This is a genomic window from Streptomyces sp. NPDC059989, assembly GCF_042736975.1.
In the GTDB taxonomy this organism is placed as follows: domain Bacteria; phylum Actinomycetota; class Actinomycetes; order Streptomycetales; family Streptomycetaceae; genus Streptomyces.
Genome location: NZ_JBHWUO010000006.1, coordinates 43,289 through 67,423, shown reverse-complemented (window position 1 = coordinate 67,423; position 24,135 = coordinate 43,289). Strand labels below are relative to the sequence as shown.

The following is a 24,135-nucleotide window of genomic DNA, read 5'->3' as shown; positions in this document are numbered from 1 at the left end:
CCTTCTCACCCCCCGCCCGGGCCCCCCCCCCGCCCCGCCCCGGGCCCCCCCCCCGGGCGGCCCAAAAACCCGGCCCCCCGGGGGGGGGGGGGCCCCCCCCCCGGCCCCCCCCCCACGACCCGATCATGAGGAACACCATCCGTGCAGGCTGCCGCCACCGTCACTCCCGCCCAGATCCCCGAACTGCTCCTCGGCCTCGCCACCGTGCGGCCCGTGTTCCTCTGGGGGGCTCCCGGCATCGGCAAGTCCTCGCTGGTGCGGAAGTTCGCCGACTCGCTGGGCCTGGAGTGCGTCAGCCTGCTCGGCACCCAGCTCGCCCCCGAGGACCTGATCGGCGTACCGCAGATCCGTGACGGCCGGTCCGTCTTCTGCCCGCCCGAGGCCATCGCCCGCGACGAGCCGTACTGCCTGTTCCTCGACGAGCTCAACGCCGCGAGCCCGGACGTCCAGAAGGCCTTCTACTCGCTGATCCTCGACCGCCGGATCGGCTCCTACGAGCTGCCCGCCGGCTCCATCGTCATCGGCGCGGGCAACCGTGCCACGGACAACGCCCTGGCCCGGCCCATCGCCTCGGCCCTGGTCAACCGCCTCACCCACGTCCACCTCCAGGCCTCCGCCGGGGACTGGCTGGTCTGGGCCGGCGAGCACGGCATCCACCCCTGGGTCACCGACTACCTCACCGACCGCCCCGACCACCTCTGGTCGCAGCCGCCCAAGACGGAGGAGCCCTTCTCCACCCCGCGCTCGTGGCACATGCTCTCCGACGCCCTGCACTCCTTCGGAGCTGGGCTGGACGAGCAGACCCTCAAGGTGATCGCGCACGGCACCCTCACCCCCGCGCACGCCGTCTCCTTCTGCGGCTACGCAAAGATCGTCCGCCACACCTTCGGCATCGAGGCGATCATGAAGGGCGATGCGAGCTGGCCCCGCGGCCTGGAGGACCGGGACCTGCTGTACTACCTGGCCGAGGCCTTCCGCGGACGTCTGATCAAGGAACTGCCCGCCGACAAGGCCCATGTCTCGCCCGGCCTGCGCGAGACCGCCTACCGGGCGAAATCGCTGCTCGTGCAGCTCGCGGAGATATCCGTCGAGGTCGCCCAGACCGTCATCGCCGACGACGCCGACGGTCTGCCGGCCCTGCCCGGCTGGTTCCTGATCGAGGCCGCCCGCGACATGCCGCGCCTGGTCGAGGCCCGCCGATGAGCGGGGTGCGCTCCCGCGCGGGGAAGCGGCCCGACCGGACCGTGCCCGACCGGACCGTGCCCGACCGGACCGTGCCCGACCGGACCGTGCCCGACCGGACCGTGCCCGACCGGACCGTGCCCGACCGGACCGTGCCCGACCGGACCGCGCCCGGTGGGCCGGTTTCGGCGGGGCCGGGCGCGCGCCGGGGCACCTCCTCGGGTGCCGAACGTGACGAGGCGTCGGAGAGTGAAGCGGAGTTGCGTTCGGCACCCTGCGGGGGCGCCCCGCCACACACCCGACCCCGCCGAAACCGGCCCGCGCCCGGCGGGGCCGCAGGATGAGCCGCCGCCCGCGTGCCAAGAACGCCAAGCCCGACCCCGCCACCCAGGCCTTCGCCGAGGGCCTGGCCCTGGTCAAGCGGAACCCGGCGCTCGGCGCCGTCAACGGCAAGATCTGCCGCGAGACCGGATGCGCCGCCACCCCCGCCGGGGGACTGGTCGCCGTCACCTCCAACGGCATCCTCCACGTCCACCCCACCAAGCGGGCCGAGCCCCGCGAGTGGGCCTGGGCACTCGCCCACGCCCTGCTCCACCTCGGCTTCGGCCACGTCCCCGCCGCCAAGGAGGACGATCGCCCCCAGCCCGACCGCTTCGACCTCGCCGCCCGCTGCGCCGTCGTCAACCGCTTCCTGCTGACCTTCCCCGTCGGCAGGGCCCCCGACCACCTCCCGCCCGAGTACCCCGGCGGGGACGAGGAGCTGCTCGCCGCCCGCTGGCGCCGCGACGGCATCCCGCCCGCCTACGAGAACTGCGGCACCGCCGGGGACCACCCCGACCAGGTCCTGGTCGGCTGGCGGGCCCTGACCAACACCGTCCCCGACTGGGAGACCGCCTTCGCCCACGCCCTCACCCGGGCCGTCTCCGCCACCATGGTCGCGGCCGGCGGCCAGGAGGGCCGCCCACAGCGCCCCTGGGACCGCGCGCTGAACTGGTTCGTCTCCTCGTACCCGCTGCTCGGCGGCCTGGCGGCCGGCCTGACCGTGGTCGCCGACGCCGAGCTGGCCCGCGCCCAGGACATCTCCATCGCCGCCGTCAGCGCCACCGCCGGGGAGATCTACATCAACCCGCTGCGCACCTTCGACGACGAGGAGTGGCGGTTCATCCTGGCCCACGAGATGCTGCACGCCGCCCTGCGCCACGGGGAGCGCCGCGGCGCCCGCGACCCGTACCTGCACAACATCGCCGCCGACTACGTGGTCAACGGCTGGCTGGTGGAGATGCGGGTCGGGAGCATGCCGGAGGGCCTCCTGTACGACCCGCTGCTCCAGGGGCTCTCGGTCGAGGAGGTCTACGACCGCATCACCACCGACCTGCGCCGGATGCGGCGGCTCGCCACCCTGCGCGGCAAGGGCGCCGGGGACATCCTGGGCGAGCCGCTCGCGCACGGCGCGCGGCGCCCGTACGCGGACCTCGACGAGTTCTACCAGCGCGGCCTGGTCCAGGGCTTCGACCTGCACGTACACGGGGAGCGGGGCCTGCTGCCCGCCGGGCTGATCCAGGAGATCCGGGCGCTGGCCCACCCGCCCGTGCCCTGGGACGCGCGGCTCGCCCGCTGGTTCGACGAGTACGTGCCGCGCCCCGAGCCCGTACGGTCCTACGCGCGCCCGGCCCGCCGCCAGGCCTCGACCCCGGACATCCCGCGCGCGGGCCGTCACTTCCCGCCGGAGGAGGTGGCCCGCTGCACCTTCGGCGTGGTGCTGGACACCTCGGGCTCGATGAACGCCGCCCTGCTCGGCAAGGCACTGGGCGCCATCGCCTCGTACGCGGAAGCCCGCGACGTACCGGCGGCACGCGTCGTCTTCTGCGACGCGGCGCCGTACGACGCGGGCTATCTGCCGCCGACCGAGATCGCCGGCCGGGTCCGCGTGCGCGGACGCGGCGGCACGGAGCTGCAGCCGGGCATCGACCTGCTGCAGCGGGCGGAGGACTTCCCGCCCGGCGCCCCGGTCCTCGTGATCACGGACGGCTGGTGCGACACCCTGCGGATCCGGCGCGAGCACGCCTACCTGATCCCGCAGGGTGCCTCCCTGCCGTTCGCGCCACGAGGGCCGGTCTTCCGACTGACCTGAGCGGTTTAGTCGAGGTAGTCGCGCAGCACCTGCGAACGCGACGGGTGGCGCAGCTTCGACATGGTCTTGGACTCGATCTGGCGGATGCGCTCACGGGTGACCCCGTACACGCGGCCGATCTCGTCCAGGGTCTTCGGCTGCCCGTCGTTGAGGCCGTAGCGCATGGAGACCACGCCCGCCTCGCGCTCGGAGAGCGTGCCCAGGATCGACTGGAGCTGCTCCTGGAGGAAGGTGAAGGAGACCGCGTCCGCGGGCACGACCGCCTCGGAGTCCTCGATGAGGTCACCGAACTCGCTGTCGCCCTCCTCACCCAGCGGGGTGTGCAGGGAGATCGGCTCGCGGCCGTACTTCTGGACCTCGATGACCTTCTCAGGGGTCATGTCGAGCTCCTTGCCCAGCTCCTCCGGAGTGGGCTCCCGGCCGAGGTCCTGGAGCATCTGGCGCTGCACGCGGGCGAGCTTGTTGATGATCTCGACCATGTGCACGGGGATGCGGATGGTGCGCGACTGGTCGGCCATGGCACGCGTGATCGCCTGCCGGATCCACCAGGTCGCGTACGTGGAGAACTTGAAGCCCTTGGTGTAGTCGAACTTCTCCACGGCGCGGATCAGACCGACGTTGCCCTCCTGGATCAGGTCCAGGAAGAGCATGCCGCGGCCCGTGTAGCGCTTGGCGAGGGAGACCACGAGACGGAGGTTGGCCTCCAGCAGGTGGTTCTTCGCACGCCGGCCGTCCTCGACGAGGATCTCCAGCTCGCGCTTGAAGGCGGGCTTGTGGTCCTCCTCCTCTTCGAGCTTGTACTCGGAGAACAGGCCCGCCTCGATGCGCTTGGCGAGCTCGACCTCCTGCTCGGCGTTGAGGAGCGGCACCTTGCCGATCAGCTTCAGGTAGTCCTTGACGGGGTCGGCGGTGGCGCCGGCCACCATGACCGTCTGCGCCGGGGCGTCGTCCTCGTCGTCGTCGGACAGGACGAAGCCCTGCGTGCCGCCGGCCTTGGGGGTCTCCTCCTCGGCCTCGTCGGCGAGGTCCTCGGCCGCCCAGTCCTCGCCCTCGGCCACGGGGGCCTCGGCGTCGTCGGCGTCCTTGGCGCTGGTCTTCTTCGCCGCCGTCTTCTTGGTGGCGGTCTTCTTCGCGGTGGCGGTCTTCTTGACCGTCCGCTTCTTCGGCTCGGCGGCGGCATCGGCCGTCGCCTCGTCCTCGACGGAGCCGGCCGACGATGCGGATATCGCCGCAGCGGTGGTCGTGGTCGCGGCCGTGGCGGCCGTCTTGCGGGCGCCGATGGGGCGCGGCGCGGCGGCGGCCTTCTTGGCCACGGTGCGGGCAGGTGCGGCGGCCGCCTTGCGGGGCTTCTTGGCGGCAGCCTTGGTGGCGGGGGCGGCGCTGACGTGAAGGGCGACACCCTCCTCGTCCAGGACCTGGTTCAGGCTGCGCAGGACCCGCTTCCACTGGTCCACCGGGATGCGGCCGGCCTCGAAGGCCTGGCGCACGTCGTCACCGTTGATGTGACCCTGCTCGCGGCCGCGCTCGACGAGCGCGACGAGGGCCTCCGATTCGGCGATCTCCGGAGGGAACGTACGGGACGGGCTGAGCGACACAAGGAGCCTCTCGTTGCGAACAGATAAGGGGTGGGCGGGACATCATCGCGCGAACTCGGGAAACAGACCCGAGGGGGGTCTGTATTCCGGGGCCGCGCGAGGACACCTGTCGGTTCATCGCATGCCCGAGTCGATTCGTTACGCGCTGAATTGAGTGACCTGCGCCACGCTGTGGCCACGCAACCCGATCAGGGGAGGATCCGTCCGCCCTCCACGTCACCCCGTTTTGCGGGCTTCGATGAGGAAGCGGGCGGTGTGCGCGACGAACGGGCCTTCGCGTTCGATCTGTTCGTGCAGCTCGCGCAACCGGTCCCGGTACTGCCCGACCGTGAAGCCGGGCACCATCCAGATCACCTTCCGGAGAAAGTAGATCACGGCTCCGATGTCGTGGAACTCCGCGCGCAGCCGTTCGGAGCGGAGATCGACGACTTCCAGGCCCGCCCCGGTGGCGTCGGCGACCGCGTCGTCGGGGTGCCGGCCGCGCCGGACCTCCTCCGGCTGGGCCAGGACTCGGTGGCCGCCGTCAGCGGGGGCAGGGGGCCGGCCCCGGCGAGGACCTCGCCGCCGCCGGTCTGGATGTCGAGGGCGGAGCGGACCGTGGCCAGGCGTTCGCGCAGGAGGCGCTGGTAGCCCCAGGAGGGGCGCTGCTCGGTCGCCCGGCCGTCGAGCCAGGAGAAGTCCCAGCCCTCCACGGACACGGATTCGGCCTCCGCCACATGGGGGTCCCCCCGGACGAAGTCTGGGGGAGGTCGAAAGTGCGAGTCATGTCTTGATCGTCCCAGGTCGGGCCCCGGTCAACCACCGGATAAGTCGACTACAGTGGACGACGGGCCGTGACTGGCGTTCGGGTGGATCACCACCGGGGAGCGGCCCGGCGTACCTCCGCACCTCCGGTACGTCGACTGCCGCGCGCCTGGGCGAACCGCGATCCGCAGCGACGTTCAGGAGACCCCGTGACGACTGCCACCACCGACACCGCCCGCGCCCGGCTGATGGACGGCACCGCCCTCGCCCGCCGCATCTCGGAGCAGACCGCCGCCTACGCGGCGAAGATCACCGAGCGCACCGGCACCGCGCCCTGCCTCGCGACCGTGCTGGTCGGCGAGGACCCCGCGTCCGTGACGTACGTACGCATGAAGCAGAATCGATGCGCCAAGGCCGGGATCACCTCCCGCCACGTGGAGCTGCCGGCCGAGACCACCACCGAGGAGCTCGTGGCCGCCCTCACCGCGCTCTCCGAGGACCCGGAGATCAGCGGCATCCTGCTCCAGCACCCCGTCCCGCACCACATCGACGAGCGCGCCGCCTTCGAGGCCATCGCCCCCGGCAAGGACGTCGACGGGGTCACCATGCACTCCTTCGCCGCCATGGGCTTCGGGCTGCCGGGCTTCGTCTCCTGCACCCCCGGCGGCATCATGCGCCTGCTGGAGGCCTACGACGTGGACCTGACCGGCAAGCACGCCGTGGTCGTCGGCCGCAGCGCGATCCTGGGCAAGCCGGCCGGGATGCTGCTACTGGAGCGGAACGCCACCGTCACCTACTGCCACTCCCGTACGCGGGACCTGCCGTCGATCGTGCGCCAGGCGGACGTGCTGGTCGCCGCCGTCGGCAAGGCGGAGTTCATCCGGGGCGAGGACATCAAGCCGGGCGCCGTGGTCCTGGACGCCGGCTACAACGAGGGCAACGTCGGCGACGTCCACTTCGAGTCCGCCGCCGCCCGCGCCTCGCTGATCACGCCCGTACCGGGTGGTGTCGGCCCGATGACCATCGCGGTCCTGCTGGAGCAGACCGTGCAGGCCGCGGCCGCGCAGGCCGGTCTGGACCTCGCGGAGCTCTGAGGCGGGCCGCTGGGGCAGGCCGCCGGGACGGCGCGGACGCCCCGGGCCCGAGGGCCCGGGGCGTCAGGCCTCGATGGTGGCGGACCGGCGGGCGCTCGCGACGATCGGGGAGTGGCGGAACTCCCGGGCCAGGGCGACCAGCGACCGGCAGTCCATGCGGTACGGGTCCGGGTGTGCCGGTCCGGCCGCCGCCCGGCGCCCGCAGGCCGAGGCCAGCACCGCCGCGTCCGCCACCGTCGCCGCCCGCGCCTCGCACAGGCCCTGGCCGCGCGCGGCCTCGTACGCGGCGCTGCGCACCTCCGGGTCGAACCAGCCGGCCAGCGCCAGGATCCCGTCGTCGATCACCGACTCGCGGTGGATCAGCCGGATCCCCACCGGCGACCACCACGCCAGCGGCACGGTCCGCACGTTCGACGCCGCGAACCCCCGCAGTGCCTTCCACAGCGGGTGCAGCCGCCGGTACTGGCGGAAGTCCCGCCAGGCCGCCGAGCCGCCCACCAGCGGGGCGATGAAACCCGAGGCCACGAGCAGGGCCGCCGCCGCGGCCAGCGGGGGCGCCGCGTCCGTGGACAGGGTGTCCCAGTCGCGGCCCGTCCAGCGGGCACCCAGCGCGGTCCACTTCACGACGATGTAGCCCAGGTCCAGCAGCCCGCCCACCGTGATCAGGGCCAGTCCGGTCCGCAGCGGCCGCAGCGAGGGATCGGCGCGCAGCAGCCACTTCCCGGCCAGCACGGTCAGCGCCGAGGTGCCGACGGTGTGCGCCAGCAGGTAGCAGACGATCATCTCCCGGATCCAGGGCGTGTTGGCGTAGTACGTGTCCAGGTCCCGGAGCCGTTCCACCGGCGCGTCGCCGATCACGAACAGCGTGACGATCGCCAGCGAGACGGTGCCGAAGCCGGTCAGCGTCAGCCGGGTGGCCCGCCGCACCACGGCCGGCGGCCCGCCGGCCCAGTGCACGACCAGCAGGACGCACGATCCGGAGAACGCGGTGATCGTGCAGAACACCAGCGGGGCCGCGAAGTTGACCACACCGGTGAGGCGGTTGACCGCCGCGATCGACGGCGGGGCCGCCAGGAAGACGACGAGGCAGGCGACGGAGAGCAGCGTGAACCCGGCCCGCATGAGCGGCTGGTCCCAGCTCCTGCGCAGTGTCGGCGCCTTGACGAGCAGGGTCAGGAGCATCAGCGATCCCGGCCCGTAGAGGATGAGGCCGTCGGTCATCGCACCTGGCCGACGGGGTCGGCCGGGCCCGTCCGGCCGGCCTGGTCCGCGGCGTCCAGTCCGGCGACCGCCCGCTCGGCCGCGGTGAGCGGCGGCGCCGCGGGCGCACCCCGGTCGGACGCGCGCAGCACGTGCCAGATCACCGAGGGCCGCAGCCAGTACGTCGGCGCGCTGCTCATGGTGATGACCTGGAGGAAGGCGGCCGTGAGCGCCTCCCGGGTGGTGGCCCCCGTCATCAGCCGGCTGACGTACGCGTTGAGCAGCCCGGCCCCGGCCCGCGGCCGCATCCCGGTGGCGCCCGGGTAGAGGATGTCCTGCGAGGTGGCGAGCTCCCAGGCGGTGGCCACCTGCGGGGCGAGCGCGCGCTGCGCTTCGCGGCCGAAGGCGGGGTGGGCGAGGCCCTTGGCGCGGAGCAGGGCGCGCACGGCCAGCAGCCCCTGCGCGGCGACGGTCATGCCCTGCCCGTAGAGCGGGTTGAAGGTGGCGACGGAGTCGCCGACGGCGAAGAAGCCGTCGGGCAGCTCGGCCTTCTCGAAGTAGATCCGGCGGTTCGCGGTGCCCTGGGTGACGGCGACGTCCGTGAGGGGCTTCTTCCCTTCGAGGATCTCTCCCACGATCGGGTCCCGGATGCCCTTGGCGAACGGGATGAACGCGTCGGGGTCACCGGTCGGCTGGCCGCCCCGGGTGCCGGACAGGGTGGCCTGCCACTGGCCGTTCTCGATGGGCACGATGGTGGCCGTCTGCCCGGGTACGGGCACGCGCGGGTCGGACTGCACGTTGACGATGGGGAAGCCCATCTCGTGGGCTCCGGCGGGCGCCTCGAAGATCCGGGTCGCGTAGACCAGGCCGGAGTCGACCTCGGCCTGCCGGATGCCGCCCACGCCGAGCTCCGCCAGCCAGGTCGGGGCGCGGGAGCCGCGTCCGCTCGCGTCGACCACGAGGTCGGCGGTCAGCAGCCTGCCCTCCTCCTCGGGGGTGTCCACGCGGACGCCGGTGATCCGGGTCGCCGTGCCCTCCAGGCTCCGGACCCGGCTGCGCTGGAGGGTGGTGACCCCGTCCAGGCCGGTCACCCGGGCGCGGACCACCGAGTCGAGGAGGTCGCGGCTGCAGGAGATGTTGAACTGCTTCTCCCCGAAGCGCGGGATCCAGCCCTGGGCGGTCTTGGTGACCAGGTCGGCGGGCAGGCTGCGGCGGATCGCGCCCGCCGCCGTCCACTCCGCGGTGATGCCGGGCAGGATCTTCTCGATGGCGCGCGCCCCGCCGGACCACATGACGTGGACGTGCCGGGCCTGGGGCAGGCCGCGGCGCGGCGCCGGGCTGTCGGGGAGCGTGTCCGCGTCGATGACGGTGACCGTCGCGTGCTCGGCCAGGACGGCGGCGGCGAGGAGACCGGCCATGCTGCCGCCGATGACGACGGCGTGGCGGCGGGGCGGGGAGGACTGGGGCATCGTGGCGTGCTCTCTGTCGGGGCCGTGCGGAGGCATCGGCGCGAAGGGTGCGGCGGTCGGCTGGGCGGCGGTCACCGGGGTGACGCGGGACGCCCCCAGCCGAGCGAGGTGTTGATGCGCTCGATCGCCTCGGGGAACTGCTCTGCCCTGGGTCGCGGCAGGTACGGCTTGAGGAGTTTGCCTAGGTGCAGGCCGAAGATCTCGGCCCTGATCTCCGCCGGATCCTCGTGGTCGGCGCGGGCGGCGGCCTGGCGGATCACGGTGCTCAGCCCGGTGTCCGAGCGCAGCAGCCCGGCGAGGTCGCCGTGGCAGGCGGTCAGCCGCGCGGCCACCGCCATGCCGTACCCGTGGTCGAGGCTGATGCAGGTGCCCTCGTCCACGTGCCACAACTCGTGGCAGGCGATGACGAGCTGGTGCTCGGGGCGGGTGCGCTCCTCGATGACGAGCAGATCGTGCTCGTCCAGCTCCAGCCACAGCCCGCTGGCCGTGTCGGCAGGGAAGGAGGCGAAGTGGAAATCGACCTTCCGGTCGCCGCCGCGCCGGCGGCCGTACGCCGCGCAGAGACTGCCGATGATCGAGGCGACTTCGGCGGGCGGCGTCAGGCGCGCGTCCGCCAGCAGGTCGTCGGCGAGCCTGCGCATCGCCCGTGTGGTCCTCATGGTGCTTCTCCCTCGCGGCCGAGCTGGCCTTCCCGTGCCAGCAGGTCGTCCAGGTGGTCGGCGAGCGACTTCCATCCCCGCGGGGAGAGCCTGCCGGCCCGCGTGACGATGCTGCGGACGTCGTGCGCCCGCAGGACGGCCAGCATCGGATTCTCCTCCTCCCGCTCGGCGGACTCCAGTTCGTACTCGATCCCGGTGAGCGCGGTGGCGAGCGCCTCGGTGTCGTCGGCCAGCAGGAAGCCGCCCTCGACCCCGTAGAAGCGCTGGATCCCGGCGGCCGCCGCGAGGTTGGGCAGTCCTTCGCCCTGGGCGAGCCGGGTCAGCGACTGCCCGGACGCGTCGAAGGACTTGGCGATGGCCGCCAGGGAGTGGGGCTGCCCGTCCTCCCGCAGCCGGGTGCGGCGCAGGTGCTCGAACCGCTGGTGCACCTGTTCCTTCAGGGGCAGTCGGGGCGGTCTGCCGTCGAGGGTGAGCCGGATGGCCTTCGGGGTCATGCCGGTGCGGTACGAGAGGTGCTCCAGGCCGTCCGGCCCGTCCGGGGCGGTGGCGCCGGTGCCGGTCGCCGCCGACAGGGCGAGGGCCCGTTCCACCGCGCTCTTGGAGTCGGCCAGCAGGAAGCCGGCGTGGACCCCGAAGAAGCGCTGCACGCCCGCCGCGTGGCCGAGCCGGGGCAGCCCGGTGCCCGCGTTGAGGGGGCCGAGGGAGGCGCCGGGCGCGTCGAAGTCGTCGGCGATGGCGGCGAGGGGCCACTCCCGGCCGTGCTTGTCGCGGCGGGTGGCGCGCAGCCGCAGGAAGCGCTGGTGCACGCGCCGTTCCAGCGGAACCTCGGCGGCCGTGCCCGCGACCACCCGGTGGACGCGGTCGGGTTCGACCCCGGACAGGTGGCTCAGCCGGTCCACGGACAGCACCTCGGCCGGATCCCGGCCGCACCGCTCCGACAGCTCCCCGACGCGACGCCAGAGCGCGGCGAGGTCGGGTCGGGCGTCGGCTCGCACCGGCTGATTCTCCGTAAGTCGACAGGGCGTTCGAGTGATTCGGGCTGCGTGAAGCCTAGCTCCCCGCCCCTCGCCGGAACAGGGGAACCCCCACCTTTCCTGCCGTCCAGCTCAAAAAAGGTTGGCATGGCGCCGACCGCACCGGGCGGGCGCGCCGGCCGGCATGACCTGGGAGGTAATCGACCGGGCCGAGGGCGGACGGCACAGTGGAGCCATCGGGCCCCGAGACCGCGCACTCGGCCTCGGGACCCGTACCCCACCAGTGCGTTCGAACTCGACGGAGGCTGATCACCCATGTCCGCAACCCTGCTCGGCACCCTCGCCCGCACCACGGAGCCGCAGACCGTGCTGCGCCGCTTCCTCGCCCTCGACGCCGTCGTGACCGGCTCCAACGGCCTCGCCTACGTGGCCTTCTCCGCCCCGCTCGGCCGCTTGCTGGGGGTCGGGGAGGGGCTGCTGGCGGCGCTCGGCGTCCTGCTCGCCGTGTACGGGGCGGGAGTCGGCCTGCTCGCCTCCCGGCGCCGGCCGCCCGCCTTCGCGGTGAAGGCGGTCGTCGAGACCAACTACGCCTGGGCCGCGCTGAGCCTGGTCTCCCTCTTCGCCTGGTTCTCGCCGACCGTCGCCGGGACCGTGTGGATCCCGGCGCAGGCCCTCACCGTCGCCGGCTTCGCCGTGGCGCAGCAGCTCGCGCTGCGCTCAGCCGTCCAGTGAGCGGAGGTACTTCACCGTCGCCGGGTCGGCCGGGAGCAGCGTTTCGATGGCCAGCTCGGCGACGGTCACGTCCATCGGCGTGTTGAAGGTGGAGATGGACGACACGAAGGACAGCGCGTGCCCGTCGTGTTCGATCACCAGCGGCAGCGCGAAGTACGGAACGGGCTCGCCCGGTTCGCCGTCTCCCGGGCGCTCGGGAACCGGATACGCGGACACCTCCTCGTACAGCGCGCGCAGCGGCTCGGACCGGGCCAGCGCGATCTGCCGCTGCATCTGCGAGAGCAAGTGCCCCCGCCACTCGGCGATGTTGAGGATCCTGGGGGCCAGGCCCTCCGGGTGCAGGGTGATCCGCATCGCGTTGAGCGGCGGGACCAGCAGGTGCCCGGGCAGACCGTCCAGCAGCATCAGGATGCCCCGGTTCGCGGCGATCACGTTGTAGGTCGCGTCCACGACGAGTGCCGGGTACGGCTCGTAGCCCGACAGCAGCCGCTCCAGGCCTTCGCGCAGCGTTCCCATCGACGGGTCGTCGAGGGGGGTGTGCGCGAACCGGGGAGCGTAACCGGCCGACAGCAGCAGCGAGTTCCGCTCCCGCACCGGCACGTCGAGGTGTTCGGCGAGCTTCAGCACCATCTCCTCGCTCGGCCGGGACCGGCCCGTCTCGATGAAGCTGATGTGCCGGGAAGAGGAATCGGCGCGGCCCGCCAGCTCCAGCTGGCTGATGCCGCGCCGCTCCCGCCAGGTGCGGAGCAGGGAGCCCACGGTCGGGCCGGCGGTCGTCATGCGCACGACGTTAGTCGAAACGGGTCATCCCAGGTCGAACACGTTCCGCAGGCCGAGACGGTAGCGCCACAGGTCGTGCCGCTTCGCGGACTCGACCTCCGGCGCCCGGTAGAGCGGCCGGATCGTGCACCGGGCGGCCGGCGAACCGTCCCGGTCGAGCAGGGAGTTGACGGCCGCCCGGGCGGAGGCGTTGGCCCCCTCCATCGTCGCCAGGTCGATGTCGACCGCCACGTAGTCCCCGCTGAGGAAGAAGTTGGGGATGCGGGTGCCCGCGCTCGGCCGGTTGTGGAAGGTGCCGGTCGGGTGGATCAGCAGCTCGTCCTGGTTGGTGGGGTTGGGGGTGCCGAGCCCGTCCACGCCGGGGTCCAGGAACCAGGAATGCAGGGCCGAGTCGCTCAGCAGGGTCTTCCCCGTGTCGTTGAGGGAGGCCTTCAGCTGCGCCCACACCTCCCGCGCCACCTCCTCGCGGGTGCACTGCTTGGCCGTCTTCCCGTACAGGATCCCGGGCTTGTCCCACTCCGAGATGTCCACCGACAGGCAGTCGACGGCCGAGCCGTCCCCGTAGTCGGCGGGGAAGTTCCGCGACGGCCAGTGCTCGGCCTGCTGGATCGCCGTCAACGACCAGGGCGAGTCGATGCAGTTGAGGTGACCGTGGACCAGCGGGGCCCGCTCGGTGAGGTAGAACTGGATCCCGGTCATCCAGTCGGTCTCCAGCTTGTCGCAGCGCCCCAGCATCGGGTCGGCGGCCCGCAGCCCCGCGCTCCAGGTGCGGCGGGCGTGCTCCACCGGCAGCGCCGAGACGTAGTGGTCGGCGGTGACCGTCTGCCGGGCGCCGGCCGGGTCCAGGACGACGACCCCGCTCACCCGGCCGTTGCCGTACTGCACCTCCCGTACCGTCCAGCCGATCCTGAACTCCACGCCGAGCGAGCGCAGATGGGCCTCCCACGGGTCGATCCACGCCTCGTTGGTCGGCAGGTTGAGGATCCGGTCCGGCGGGCCGTCCGCGCCGCGGCCCAGCAGGTTGAAGACGAAGGCCTCGCCGAGGGTGCCGACCGTACGGGTGGAGGCCTCCTCGGCCTTGGTCGCCACGATGTTGCGGGTGACGCCGATGGCCAGGATCCGCTGGTACTCGCTCGACATCTGCGCCGCCCGGGTGAACTCCCACCACGGGGTCCGCTCCCAGACCTCGTTGCGCCGCTCGTCGCAGCTGGTCAGGAAGACGAGCGCCCGGTCGACGAAGTACGCCGTCTCGTGGAGCGGGAGCCGGACCAGCGACTGGAGGATCCCGGTGAGGGCGCGGCGCAGCTCGTCCGGCGTCAGCTCGGCGGGGGAGTGGTCGGGCCAGGGGATGGGCGCGCGCAGGTCCTCGCGGCCGGCCGCCCGGGCGAACATCATCTCGCGCGGGGCGACGAGGTTGTCCCACACGCCGTTCGTGTTCCCGGGGAACGGGATGCGCCGCATGGTGTCGGGGAGGTTGTGGTAGATGCCGGGGATGAAGCGGAACCCGTGCTCGGCGGGCAGCGGACGGCGGCCGCCGCGCGCGCTGCCGGGTACGTCCATGCTGCGGGCCTTGCCGCCGAGCGCCCGGCGCTCGTACACGGTGACGGCGTAGCCGCGCTCGGCGAGTTCGTGGGCCGCGGTCAGGCCGGCCACCCCGCCGCCGAGGACCGCGACACGGCGGCCGCCCGCCGGGGCCGCGCCGGCCGGGGTGCCCGCGGCGGTCGCCGCGGCGGCCGCGGGGGCGACCGCTCCGGTGGCCGTCAGCGCCCCCGCGGTGGCCGCCGCGCCCGCGCCCGCGATGAACGTACGCCGGGAACTGCCGGTGCCCGCCGCTCCGGTGCGTGTCATTCCGTACCCCCTGGTTCCTGGTTACCGCTGGTAACAGTCACGTCCGGCGCAGGAGCATAAGGGGGGTGGGGCGGGCACGGAAGGCTGGACAAGCACCCGGGCGCACTATGGCGCGAAAGGCTCGCTCCGGCGCGCACTGTGCGAACCTTGACTCCACGTCACGGGAAAAGGAGCCGGTCCATGCCGAGTGAGCCGTTGTCGCAGAAGGAGATCGAGGACCGGTTGCGGGAACTCCCCGGCTGGGCCTTCGAGAACGACCGGATCTTCCGTACCTACCGGCTGGGCACGCACTTCGCGGCGAGCGCCCTGGTCGCCCACATCGCCTCCGTCCAGCAGGAGTTGAACCACCACTCCGACCTGACGCTCGGCTACAACACGGTCCTGCTGTCGGTGAACAGCCACGACGCCGGAGGCGTGGTCACCGAGAAGGACTTCGCCCTCGCCGAACGGGTCGAATCGCTCGCCCCTGCCCACGGCGCGAGCTGATGACCACCCACATACCGCATCAAAAACCCCTGCTCGACTACGACGCGGAGGCCGAGTCCTACGACGCCGGCCGCGGCGGCACCCCGCGCGCCGAGGCCGCCGCCGCGGCGGTCCTCGGCCTGCTCCCGCCCCACACGGGCACCCTGCTCGACCTCGGCTGCGGCACGGGCATCGTCACCACCCGGCTGGCCCGCCCCGGACTGCGCGTCCTGGGCGCGGACGCCTCGCGCGGCATGGCCTCCATGGCCCTGCGGCGCGGCGTCCCCGTGGCCCTCGCGGACGCGGCCCGGCTGCCGGTGCGGTCGGGCTCGCTCGACGCGGTCAGCGCGGTGTGGCTGCTGCACCTGCTGCGCGAACCGGGCCTGGTGCCCGCGGTGATCGCCGAGGCCGGGCGGGTGCTGCGGCCCGGCGGGGTCTTCGTCACCACCGTGGACAAGGACTCCGCCCACGACGTCGGCAGCGACATCGACGCCCTATTCGCCGCGCACCTGACCCCGACCCCCTCGGACGCCTCCGGGGAGGTCGAGGCCCACGCGGCCCGGGCCGGCCTGCGCCCGGCCGGCGAGGCCCGCTTCACGGGCCACGGCCAGGGCCGCAGCCCGCACGGCGCCGCCCGGGCCCTGCTCGCGGGGCAGTACGCCTCGCGGATCATCCCGCGCGGCATCACCGCGGCGGAGCTGGCGGCCCGGCTGGAGCTGCTGCCCGACCAGGACGTCCCGCGCGCGGAGCCGACGTACCGACTGCGCGCCTTCGTACGGATCCAGGGCCCGGCCCCAGCCGGTGCGCCGACGGGCAAGGCTCACCGGGTCGCGGCGCGTTAGACCGGTTCCAGCCGCCACCACTGGGAGGGCGAGTCGGTGTCCTCGCCCTGCCGGGCCCGGCCCTGCGCGTCGGTCTCCAGCAGCAGGTCGCTGATGCACGCGACCAGCGAGACCACCCCCGGATCCTCCATGTGCTCCGCCACGAGCCACTCCTGCGCGCCGAAGGCGTTGGCCCGCCACACCTGCACCCGGGCGCCGCTGTCCAGCGAGGCGTTCGCGACGTCCAGGCGCCGGCCGTTGTCCTCGCTCACCACATGGAAGATCCCGCCGCCGCTGTGCACCGGCGAGATCCGCCAGCGGCGGGCCGCCACCGGCGCGGGCGGCCCGTCGGGGCCCACCCGCACCCGGGAGGCGCCCTCCAGCTGGAGCACCAGCCCGCTGTCCACGTTGCGGATCCGGTAGATGCCGTCGGGAAGGTTCACGCGCTCCTCGGATTCATGTGATTCATGGGGTTCAGATGTCGAAGACGGCCGGGTCCGGCCCGATCCGGCGGGCCGCCCCGCCCGCGCCCAGGGCGTCCAGGACGGCCATGTCGGCGGCGTCCAGCTCGAAGCCGAACACGTCGAGATTCTCCCTGATGCGTGCCGGGGTCACGGACTTGGGGATCGCGATGTTCCCCAGCTGCAGGTGCCAGCGCAGCACCACCTGCGCGGCGCTGCGGCCGTGCCGGGCGGCGATCGCGGCCACCTCCGGGAGCGCCAGCAGCCCCTTGCCCTGGCCCAGCGGGGACCAGGCCTCGGTGGCGATCCCGCGCTCGGCGTGCAGGGCGCGCAGCTCGGCCTGCGGGAACAGCGGGTGCAGCTCGATCTGGTTGACGGCCGGGACCAGCGGGCTCTCGGCGGCGAGCCGGTCCAGGTCCGCCGGACGGAAGTTCGACACGCCGACCGCCTTGGCGCGGCCGCTCGCGGCGATCTCCTCGAAGGTCTTCCAGATGGAGAGGAAGTCGTCGCGCATCGGGCGCGGCCAGTGGATCAGGTACAGGTCGAGGTGGTCGAGGCCCAGCCTCGCGAGCGAGTCGTCGAAGGCGCGCAGCACCGCGTCCCGGCTCCACTTCCGCGCAGGCCCGTTCCACAGCTTGGTGGTGACGAACAGCTCCTCGCGCGCGATCCCGGAGGCGGCGATGCCCTTGCCGGTGCCGTCCTCGTTGCCGTACACGGACGCGGTGTCGATGCTGCGGTAGCCCGCCTCCAGCGCGGTCTCCACGGCCCGCTCGGCCTCCGCGTCCGGAACCTGCCAGACGCCGTAGCCGAGCCGGGGCATGTGCGTGCCGTTGTTGAGCGTGACGGTGGGGACCTGGTTCACGTCTGGTCGTTCCCTCGGATCGTGGTGGGGCACGTACGAGGGGGCACAACCGGCCCCCCGTACGAGGTATTCCCCGCATCCTCCCGCGATCGCCGGCCGATTCGTACGCGACCCGACGCGACCCGTACGCGCCCCGTCCGCGCCCCGTCCGCGCCCCCCCGCACGCCGTCCGTCCACGTCCCTCAGGTGGTCCCGAGATACGCCTCCCGCACCAGCGGGTTCGCCCGCACCTCCGCGGCGGTGCCCTCGGCGAGCACCGTTCCGAGGTCCAGGACGACCACCCGCGTGCAGAGGTCCATCACGAAGGCCACGTTGTGCTCCACCAGCAGCACCGCGCAGCCCTCCTCCTCTGCCAGCCTCCGGACCACCGCGGCGAGCTGCCCGCGCTCCGGCGCCGACATGCCGGACGCCGGTTCGTCCAGCAGCAGCACCCGCGGCGGATCGGCCACCGCGCGGGCCAGTTCCACCATCCGGCCCTGACCGACCGGCAGCCCGCCCGCGTACGCAGGCCCCAGCGCGCCGATCCCGCAGTCGGCCAGCACCTGCTCACCGCGCTCCCGGCGCGCCCGCTCCCGGGCCCGGCGCGCCGGGAAGGCCAGCAGATCGGCGGCGAGCCCGCCTCCGCCGCCCCGCCACTCCTGCGCCACCAGCACGTTGTCGGCCACGCTCAGCTGGCCGAACAGCTGCTGGCGCTGAAAGGTCCGGCGCATCCCGTGCCGGGCCCGCCAGACGGGGGAGCGGCGGGTGATGTCCGCGCCGTCCAGCAGCATCCGCCCCCGGTCGGGACGCCGGATCCCGGACAGGACGTCGAACAGCGTGGTCTTCCCGGCCCCGTTCGGCCCGATCAGCCCGCACACCTCACCCGCCCGGATCCCGAGGTCCACCCCGGCCAGCGCCCGCACACCGCCGAACCGGACGCTGACGCCGCTCGCCTCCAGTACGTACCCGCTGCCGCTCATGTCGCCATCCCCAGATAGGCCTCGGTGAGCCGGTCCGCCTCCACCTCGGCCCGCGGGCCACACCAGGAGACCCGGCCCTGGGAGAGGTACGCGACGGTGTCGGCGATGCCGAGGATCTCCGCCGCCTTCTCCTCCACCAGCAGCAGCGCGGTCCCGGCGTCGCGGAGTTCGGTGAGCAGCGCGTACACCTCCTCCACCACGCGCGGGGCGAGCCCGAGCGAGGGCTCGTCGGCGATCAGCACCTCCGGTGGCCGCTGGAGCAGCGGGGCCAGCGCCAGCATCTGCTGCTCCCCGCCGGACAGCGCCCCGGCGGCCACCCCGCGCCGCTCCCCGAGTCGGGGGAACCGGTCGTAGACGGCGGCCCGGGCGTCGGGCTCCCGGAGGTAGAGCGCCAGGTTCTCCTCGATGGTGAGCGCCGGGAAGATGCCGCGCCCTTCGGGGGCGAGCAGCACCCCGGCCCGGGACCGGCGCACGGGCCCGTCCCGGGTGGCGTCGCGCCCGCGTATCCGTACCTCCCCGCCGGTGACGGGCAGCAGCCCGGCGGCGACCCGGCACGCGGTGCTCTTGCCGGCGCCGTTGGGTCCGAGCACGGCGAGGATCTCCCCCCGCCGGACGGCGAGATCGACCCCGTGGAGCACGAGCCCCCCGTCGTACCCGGCCGTTATGCCGCGCAGCTCCAGGGCCGGCCGTGCGGGATCGGGCCCGAACGCCTGCGAGGCTGAGGAATGCCGCTGCACGGCAATTTCAGCCCGCCCGGCGTTTGAGGGCACGGGCGCGGAGCGCACGTACGGGGTCTGGGGCGGAGCCCCAGTTTCGGGAAGGGGCGGGGTGGGGGAAAGCCCCGCAGGGCCCGCCGCCCGCCGCTTCGCCCACCGCACCGGGATCGCGGCGCAATACCCGTCCGGATCATTGGCCAAGGCCAACCCCGCCAAGCCGAACAGGATCACCGGCAGGTGCGCAGACGATGTCACATAGTCCGCCAGCACCCGAGGGGCAACGGCAAACACCAGCCCCGCCACCACCGCATACTGCGGCCTGCGAACCCCCGCCGCCACCACGACCGCCAGCCACACCAACCCCGTCATCGCCGTGAAGTCCGTCGCCGTGATCCGGGTGTTGTACGAGGCGTACATCACGCCCCCGAACCCGGCCAGCCCGGCCGACAGCGTGAACAGCAGCAGCTTCGTCCGCAGGACCGACACCCCCGACGCCATCGCCGCCGCCGGCGCCGACCGCACGGCCAGCATCGCCCGCCCCGACGGGGAGTTCCGCAGCGCGCTCAGCCCGGCGGCGCACACCGCGGCCAGGACGACCAGCGCCACCCCCAGCGCCCGGTCGTCGGACAGGTCCACCGGCCCGAACACCGGCCGCGGGATCGACCATCCGGCGTCCCCGTTCCGCAGCCGGCGCAGCTGGAACAGCACCTGGTCGGCCAGGAACGCCAGCGCCAGCGTGGCCAGCGCCAGGGACCGGCCGCCCAGCCGCAGCGCCGGCAGCGCGACCAGCGCCCCCAGCAGGGCGGCCACGCACGTCCCGACCGCCAGCGCCGCCACGAACGGCCAGCCCCGGCTCATCAGCAGCCCGGCCACCAGCGCGGCCCCCGTCACGAAGGTGCCCTGGGCCAGCGACACCATCGCCCCCAGCCCCGTCACCACCGTGAAGGACATGAACACCAGCGAGATGGCCAGGCCCTGCGCCAGCAGCCCGCTCCAGAAGGGGGTCGTCACGGTGTAGAAGGCGACGCACAGCACCACCCCGCCCGCCGCCCACACCCCCCACCGCCGCGCCCACGGTGCCCCGGCCAGATGGTCCACCGGCGGGATGTCCACGGCCGCGACCCCCGCCGTCCGGACCCGGCGCGTCAGCACGAGCAGGCCCCCGAACAGGATCAGGAACGGCACCGCCGTACGGAAGCCCGTGATGCCTTCGGCGAAGGACGCGTAGCCGGCGACCAGGTTCTGCAGCACCCCGAGCCCCAGTCCGCCCGCGAAGGCGAGCGGCACGGACGCGAACCGTCCGATGACCGCCGCCGTCGCCGAGACGAACAGGAAGAGGGTGAAGTCGTGCGCCGACAGGCCCAGCAGCGGGGTCGCGAGCACACCCGCCAGCCCGGCCAGCCCCGAAGCGATCATCCACGCCACCGAGGACAGCCGGTCCGCGCTGATCCCGCGCAGCTCGGTGAGCGAGCGGTTGTCGACGGCGGCCCGCAGCTGCAGCCCGAGCCGCGTGTGCCGCATCAGCACCCATAGGGCCACCGCCACCACCGCCGTCACCACCCACGTGATCAGCTGGTCGGAGTCGATGCCGACGCCCTCGGCGAGCTGCCAGGACCGGGCCGGGCTCGGCCCCACCCCCGGCAGCCCGAACTGGTTCTCCGCGGGCTTGAGCGGTGCGCCCGCGTCCACCAGCAGCTCCACCGCCCACAGCCCGGCGGCGGGCAGCGCCACCAGCAGCCCGATGGTCGCCACGATCTGCGCGGTCTCGCCGACCTTGGCGAGCCGCCGGAACATCAGCCGGTCCAGCCCCCAGCCGAGTCCGGGGGCCAGTACGAGCACCACCAGCAGGGCCGCCGGGACGGCCGGCCAGCCCAGGCCCGAGTGCAGTTCGTAGAAGGTGAGCGCGCACAGGTAGGCGGTGGCCCCGTGCGCGAAGTTGAACAGCCCGGACGCCGAGTACGACAGCACCAGCCCGGTGGCGAGCAGTGCGTACAGTGCGCCGGAGACCAGACCGCTCAGTACGAAGACGAGCAGATCCCCCATCCCGTCACCCCACCCCTACTTGAAGGGGATGGGCTCGTAGCACTTGAACGGGACGGAGACCTCGTACGCGCCGTTCTTCAGCTGTACGAGCGCCCCGCAGCCGAAGCTGTCCTTCTGCCCCTTGGGCTCCGCCCGGTCACCGACGAGCGTGCCGGTGTCGGAGAAGCTCTGCGCGGCTGCCTGGAAGGACTCGACGGTCAGGTCCTTGCCCGCCTTCTGCGCGATGGACACGAACAGGTCGGCGGACATGTACCCGGTCAACATGTGCATGTTCAGCGGGACGTCCTGGCCGCCCGCGGCCGCCTTGATGTCGGCCTTGAACTGCGCCATCTTCGGATCCGCCGACTCGAAGGGCTGGAACTGCAGCAGTACGTGCACCCCGTCGAGCGCCTGCTTGGTGGCGTCCTTGGCGAGCAGTCCGGGGTCGTAGTCGGTCGGGTCGGAGAGCAGTCCCTTGTATCCGCTGCGCTTGAGAGCGGTGAACAGCCCGATGTTGTTGGGGGTCTGCATGACGGAGACGACGGCGTCCGGCGCCTTGCCGCCGTTGCTCTCCAGGATGTCCTTCACGTACGCGGACCAGTCGCTCGGCACGGCGGTGCCGGGCACGGAGGCCTTGGCGTAGGAGACCGTGAACCCGGCGCTGGCGAAGCCCTGCTGGAAGGTGCGGATGCCGAACTTCCCGGCGTCGCTGTCGTTCGCGATGATCGCGACGGACTTGCCCTGGGCCCCGCCGAGGACCTTGCCGATGCCCTCGGGCCAGGTCTGGTTGAGGGTGCCGCCGGGGGTGGGGACCAGACAGCCGTTGAAGCCGTAGATGTACTTGGGCCCGCAGAAGGAGGGCAGGGTGCCCCAGCCGAAGGTGGGGACCTTCTCCTGCTCCAGGAAGTCGGCGCCCGAGAAGGTCACCGAGCTCATGGGGGAGACCGCGAAGACCTTGTCCTGCTGGACGAGTTTGCGGGCGGCCGCCATGTTCTTCCCGGGGTCCTGGCCGTCGTCCTCCGCGCCGAGGTAGTCGATCTTGCGACCGTGGATGCCCCCCTCGGCGTTGGCTCTGAGGTACCGGGCCTTGGCGCCGAGATCGGTGTCCTTCTTGCTGTAGCCGCTGGCGCTCGTCATGGAGACGATCCCGCCGACCTTGATGGAGTCGGCGGTCACCCCACGGGAGTCGCCGGCCGGGCCGGGCTTTCCGGGGTCGCTCTGGTTGGAGGCGGAGTTGCAGGCGGAGACGAGCGCGAGGGCCGCCGCCGCGGCGGCCAGGGTGCGGATCGGTCGCAACATGTCGGGGATCCCCTCCGGTCGGAATCCCCGCATTCTGTGCGTGACCTGACGGATCGTCAATATCAACGGCGCAGTGAAGTGACGATCCGTCAGGTACCTGCTGCCGGGACCGCTCTCACGACTCGTAGAGGGCCGCGACCTCCCTCGCGTACACCTTCTCGATCGCCCGGCGCTTGAGCTTCAGGGAGGGCGTCAGCAGCCCCCGCTCCTCCGTGAACTGCTCGCCGAGCACCCGGAAGGTACGGATCGCCTCCGCCTGCGAGACCAGGGTGTTGGCGGCCACCACCGCCCGCCGGACCTCCGCCGTCAGGTCCGGGTCGTGCACCAGATCGGCCGCCTTGAGCTGCGGGCGGCCGCGCATCGACAGCCAATGCGCGACCCCGTCCATGTCCAGGGTGAGCAGGGCCGCTATGTACGGCCGGTCGTTGCCCACCAGTACGCACTGCGACACCAGCGGATGCGAGCGCACCCGCTCCTCCAGCGCGGTCGGCGCGACGCTCTTGCCGTTGGAGGTCACCAGGATCTCCTTCTTGCGCCCGGTGATGGTGAGGTAGCCGTCCTCGTCCAGCCGCCCCAGGTCCCCGGTCGCCAGCCAGCCGCCGCGCAGCACCGCCTCCGTGCCGCGCGGGTCGTTGAGGTATCCCGAGAAGATGTGGCCGCCGTGCAGCCAGACCTCCCCGTCCTCCGCGATGTGCACCGTGCCGCCCGGGATCGGCCGGCCGACCGTGCCGTACTTCGTCGCCCCCGGCGGGTTCGCGGTGGCCGCCGCGCACGACTCCGTCAGGCCGTACCCCTCGAAGATGGTGATCCCGGCGCCGTCGAAGAACAGCCCGAGGCGGCGCGACATCGCGGACCCGCCCGACATGGCGTGCCGCACCCTGCCGCCCATGGCCTCGCGGACCTTCCCGTAGACGAGCTTCTCGAAGATCTGGTGCTCCATCCGCAGCCCGGCCGAGGGGCCCGGCCCGATGCCGAAGGCCTTCTGCTCGCGCGCCTCCGCGTACCGGACGGCCGCCTCCACCGCCCGGTCGAAGGGTCCCGTACGCCCCTCGGCCTCGGCCTTGCGGCGGGCGGCGGCGAAGACCTTCTCGAAGACGTACGGGACCCCGAGCACGAAGGTCGGCCGGAACGCGGCGAGGTCCGGCAGCAACTCGGCCGCCGCCAGTACGGGTTGGTGCCCGAGCTTGACCCGCGCCCGGACGGCGGCCACCTCCACCATCCGCCCGAACACGTGGGCCAGCGGCAGGAAGAGCAGGGTCGAGGGCTGCTCGCCGGGGCCGGCCTGGAAGACCGACTCCCAGCGGCTCACCATGGTGTCGGCCTCGAACATGAAATTGGCGTGGGTGAGCACGCAGCCCTTGGGGCGGCCGGTGGTCCCGGAGGTGTAGATGACGGTGGCGGTCGCATCGGGGGTCACGGCGCCGCGGTGCCGGTGCACGACGTCCTCGGCGACGCCCTGCCCGTCGGTGACGAGCCCCTCCACGGCGCCGGCGTCGAGCTGCCACAGCAGGCGCAGGTGGGGGAGCCGGTCGATGACCGAGCCCACCGTCATGGCCTGGTCCTCGTTCTCGACGACGCAGGCCGTGCACTCGGAGTCGTACAGGATCCAGTGCACCTGGTCGGCGGAGGAGGTCGGATAGACGGGGACGGGCTGGGCGCCGATCGCCCACAGGGCGAAGTCGAAGAGGGTCCATTCGTACCGGGTACGGGACATGACGGCGACCCGGTCCCCGAACCGGACCCCCTGGGCGAGCAGCCCCTTGGCGAGCGCGAGCACCTCGGCGGCCAGCTGCCCGGAGGTCACGTCCCGCCAGACCCCGCCGGTCTTCCGGCCGAGCACCACCCGGCCGGGATCCTCCTGGGCGTGCCGGAATACGACATCGGCCAGCCCGCCGACGGGCAGGCCCGTGACGACGGGTGGGACGGTGATCTCGCGCAAGGCCCCGCTCCTCTCCGCGCGCCGCGGCGAACGTACCGCCCAGTCTGGCGGAGGTTGATCACTCTGCGGATACCTCCACAAGACCTCCCCAGCGACGCGGTTGTGCCGCTGCGCGGGGCCCTCCCCACCCCGCCCCTTCCCGAAACTGGGGGCGCCGCCCCCGTACCCCCGCGCCTCAAACGC

At 73.0% G+C, this 24,135-nt stretch carries 19 protein-coding genes, 1 pseudogene and 1 riboswitch; of the genes and pseudogenes, 6 read left to right on the top strand and 14 right to left on the bottom strand.

The genetic code is table 11. The features are described from left to right. Window positions 1-141: 141 nt before the first annotated feature. On the top strand, window positions 142-1,203 hold the full coding sequence (locus ACFWBN_RS07485) for an ATP-binding protein (RefSeq protein ID WP_385172038.1): 1,062 nt from the start codon (window positions 142-144) through the stop codon (window positions 1,201-1,203). A gap of 319 nt (window positions 1,204-1,522) precedes the next feature. Continuing rightward, window positions 1,523-3,313 (top strand): hypothetical protein, encoded by a 1,791-nt coding sequence (locus ACFWBN_RS07480; RefSeq protein WP_385172035.1) that lies wholly within the window; start codon window positions 1,523-1,525, stop codon window positions 3,311-3,313. 5 nt (window positions 3,314-3,318) lie between these two features. On the opposite strand, the gene ACFWBN_RS07475 is transcribed toward ACFWBN_RS07480, so the two are convergent. Further along, window positions 3,319-4,908, bottom strand: coding sequence for an RNA polymerase sigma factor (locus tag ACFWBN_RS07475; protein ID WP_385172032.1), 1,590 nt, complete (start codon window positions 4,906-4,908; stop codon window positions 3,319-3,321). A 216-nt stretch (window positions 4,909-5,124) separates the two neighbouring features. After that, window positions 5,125-5,624: pseudogene (locus ACFWBN_RS07470) on the bottom strand (hypothetical protein). Between the two features lie 107 nt (window positions 5,625-5,731). After that, window positions 5,732-5,834: riboswitch (ZMP/ZTP riboswitch) on the top strand. A gap of 66 nt (window positions 5,835-5,900) precedes the next feature. On the opposite strand from ACFWBN_RS07470, the gene ACFWBN_RS07465 reads away from it, so the two are divergent. Then, window positions 5,901-6,746: a bifunctional 5,10-methylenetetrahydrofolate dehydrogenase/5,10-methenyltetrahydrofolate cyclohydrolase gene (locus ACFWBN_RS07465; protein ID WP_385172397.1), complete on the top strand. Its 846-nt coding sequence runs from the start codon at window positions 5,901-5,903 to the stop codon at window positions 6,744-6,746. A 63-nt stretch (window positions 6,747-6,809) separates the two neighbouring features. Here ACFWBN_RS07465 and ACFWBN_RS07460 read toward each other — a convergent pair whose 3' ends face one another. The 4 genes from ACFWBN_RS07460 to ACFWBN_RS07445 form a co-directional block, all read right to left on the bottom strand. Continuing rightward, the gene (locus ACFWBN_RS07460) at window positions 6,810-7,967 is read right to left on the bottom strand and encodes an MAB_1171c family putative transporter (protein ID WP_385172030.1); all 1,158 of its coding nucleotides are present in this window, start codon (window positions 7,965-7,967) and stop codon (window positions 6,810-6,812) included. After that, on the bottom strand, window positions 7,964-9,415 hold the full coding sequence (locus ACFWBN_RS07455) for an NAD(P)/FAD-dependent oxidoreductase (protein ID WP_385172027.1): 1,452 nt from the start codon (window positions 9,413-9,415) through the stop codon (window positions 7,964-7,966). The genes ACFWBN_RS07460 and ACFWBN_RS07455 overlap by 4 nt, the downstream gene beginning before the upstream one ends. A 71-nt stretch (window positions 9,416-9,486) precedes the next feature. After that, on the bottom strand, window positions 9,487-10,074 hold the full coding sequence (locus ACFWBN_RS07450) for a toxin-antitoxin system, toxin component (protein ID WP_385172024.1): 588 nt from the start codon (window positions 10,072-10,074) through the stop codon (window positions 9,487-9,489). After that, a complete protein-coding gene (locus ACFWBN_RS07445) occupies window positions 10,071-11,069 on the bottom strand; it encodes a hypothetical protein (protein WP_385172022.1) in 999 nt (332 codons plus the stop codon). Before ACFWBN_RS07445 ends, ACFWBN_RS07450 begins: the two co-directional genes overlap by 4 nt. 294 nt (window positions 11,070-11,363) lie before the next feature. Between ACFWBN_RS07445 and ACFWBN_RS07440 the strand changes: the two genes are divergently transcribed. Beyond that, window positions 11,364-11,780: a hypothetical protein gene (locus ACFWBN_RS07440; RefSeq protein WP_385172019.1), complete on the top strand. Its 417-nt coding sequence runs from the start codon at window positions 11,364-11,366 to the stop codon at window positions 11,778-11,780. Here the strand turns inward: ACFWBN_RS07440 and ACFWBN_RS07435 are convergent. Together ACFWBN_RS07435 and ACFWBN_RS07430 are read right to left on the bottom strand one after the other, a co-directional pair. Beyond that, on the bottom strand, window positions 11,766-12,560 hold the full coding sequence (locus ACFWBN_RS07435; RefSeq protein ID WP_385172016.1) for a helix-turn-helix domain-containing protein: 795 nt from the start codon (window positions 12,558-12,560) through the stop codon (window positions 11,766-11,768). The two genes, ACFWBN_RS07440 and ACFWBN_RS07435, sit on opposite strands and share 15 nt — an antisense overlap. A 24-nt stretch (window positions 12,561-12,584) precedes the next feature. After that, on the bottom strand, window positions 12,585-14,408 hold the full coding sequence (locus ACFWBN_RS07430; protein WP_385172014.1) for an FAD-dependent oxidoreductase: 1,824 nt from the start codon (window positions 14,406-14,408) through the stop codon (window positions 12,585-12,587). A gap of 180 nt (window positions 14,409-14,588) precedes the next feature. Between ACFWBN_RS07430 and ACFWBN_RS07425 the strand changes: the two genes are divergently transcribed. Next, window positions 14,589-14,894, top strand: coding sequence for a 4a-hydroxytetrahydrobiopterin dehydratase (locus ACFWBN_RS07425; RefSeq protein ID WP_385172011.1), 306 nt, complete (start codon window positions 14,589-14,591; stop codon window positions 14,892-14,894). A 29-nt stretch (window positions 14,895-14,923) separates the two neighbouring features. Continuing rightward, the gene (locus ACFWBN_RS07420) at window positions 14,924-15,715 is read left to right on the top strand and encodes a class I SAM-dependent methyltransferase (RefSeq protein WP_385172395.1); all 792 of its coding nucleotides are present in this window, start codon (window positions 14,924-14,926) and stop codon (window positions 15,713-15,715) included. Here the strand turns inward: ACFWBN_RS07420 and ACFWBN_RS07415 are convergent. From ACFWBN_RS07415 to ACFWBN_RS07390, 6 genes are all read right to left on the bottom strand, one after another. Further along, a complete protein-coding gene (locus ACFWBN_RS07415) occupies window positions 15,712-16,137 on the bottom strand; it encodes an RICIN domain-containing protein (protein WP_385172008.1) in 426 nt (141 codons plus the stop codon). The two genes, ACFWBN_RS07420 and ACFWBN_RS07415, sit on opposite strands and share 4 nt — an antisense overlap. 31 nt (window positions 16,138-16,168) lie before the next feature. Beyond that, window positions 16,169-17,017, bottom strand: coding sequence for an aldo/keto reductase (locus ACFWBN_RS07410; protein WP_385172006.1), 849 nt, complete (start codon window positions 17,015-17,017; stop codon window positions 16,169-16,171). A gap of 182 nt (window positions 17,018-17,199) precedes the next feature. After that, window positions 17,200-17,976 (bottom strand): ABC transporter ATP-binding protein, encoded by a 777-nt coding sequence (locus ACFWBN_RS07405; RefSeq protein ID WP_385172003.1) that lies wholly within the window; start codon window positions 17,974-17,976, stop codon window positions 17,200-17,202. After that, the gene (locus tag ACFWBN_RS07400; protein ID WP_385172000.1) at window positions 17,973-20,735 is read right to left on the bottom strand and encodes an ATP-binding cassette domain-containing protein; all 2,763 of its coding nucleotides are present in this window, start codon (window positions 20,733-20,735) and stop codon (window positions 17,973-17,975) included. The genes ACFWBN_RS07405 and ACFWBN_RS07400 overlap by 4 nt, the downstream gene beginning before the upstream one ends. A 15-nt stretch (window positions 20,736-20,750) precedes the next feature. Beyond that, window positions 20,751-22,013 (bottom strand): ABC transporter substrate-binding protein, encoded by a 1,263-nt coding sequence (locus ACFWBN_RS07395; RefSeq protein WP_385171998.1) that lies wholly within the window; start codon window positions 22,011-22,013, stop codon window positions 20,751-20,753. A 115-nt stretch (window positions 22,014-22,128) separates the two neighbouring features. Next, window positions 22,129-23,952 (bottom strand): AMP-dependent synthetase/ligase, encoded by a 1,824-nt coding sequence (locus ACFWBN_RS07390; protein ID WP_385171995.1) that lies wholly within the window; start codon window positions 23,950-23,952, stop codon window positions 22,129-22,131. Between the last annotated feature and the right edge of the window lie 183 nt (window positions 23,953-24,135).

Coding starts and splice junctions, on each gene's coding strand:
- ACFWBN_RS07480 (WP_385172035.1), top strand. CDS start 1,523: ATGAGCCGCCGCCCGCGTGCCAAGAACGCCAAGCCCGACCCCGCCACC.
- ACFWBN_RS07465 (WP_385172397.1), top strand. CDS start 5,901: ATGGACGGCACCGCCCTCGCCCGCCGCATCTCGGAGCAGACCGCCGCC.
- ACFWBN_RS07460 (WP_385172030.1), bottom strand. CDS start 7,967: ATGACCGACGGCCTCATCCTCTACGGGCCGGGATCGCTGATGCTCCTG.
- ACFWBN_RS07455 (WP_385172027.1), bottom strand. CDS start 9,415: ATGCCCCAGTCCTCCCCGCCCCGCCGCCACGCCGTCGTCATCGGCGGC.
- ACFWBN_RS07450 (WP_385172024.1), bottom strand. CDS start 10,074: ATGAGGACCACACGGGCGATGCGCAGGCTCGCCGACGACCTGCTGGCG.
- ACFWBN_RS07440 (WP_385172019.1), top strand. CDS start 11,364: ATGTCCGCAACCCTGCTCGGCACCCTCGCCCGCACCACGGAGCCGCAG.
- ACFWBN_RS07435 (WP_385172016.1), bottom strand. CDS start 12,560: ATGACGACCGCCGGCCCGACCGTGGGCTCCCTGCTCCGCACCTGGCGG.
- ACFWBN_RS07430 (WP_385172014.1), bottom strand. CDS start 14,408: ATGACACGCACCGGAGCGGCGGGCACCGGCAGTTCCCGGCGTACGTTC.
- ACFWBN_RS07425 (WP_385172011.1), top strand. CDS start 14,589: ATGCCGAGTGAGCCGTTGTCGCAGAAGGAGATCGAGGACCGGTTGCGG.
- ACFWBN_RS07405 (WP_385172003.1), bottom strand. CDS start 17,976: ATGAGCGGCAGCGGGTACGTACTGGAGGCGAGCGGCGTCAGCGTCCGG.
- ACFWBN_RS07400 (WP_385172000.1), bottom strand. CDS start 20,735: ATGGGGGATCTGCTCGTCTTCGTACTGAGCGGTCTGGTCTCCGGCGCA.
- ACFWBN_RS07395 (WP_385171998.1), bottom strand. CDS start 22,013: ATGTTGCGACCGATCCGCACCCTGGCCGCCGCGGCGGCGGCCCTCGCG.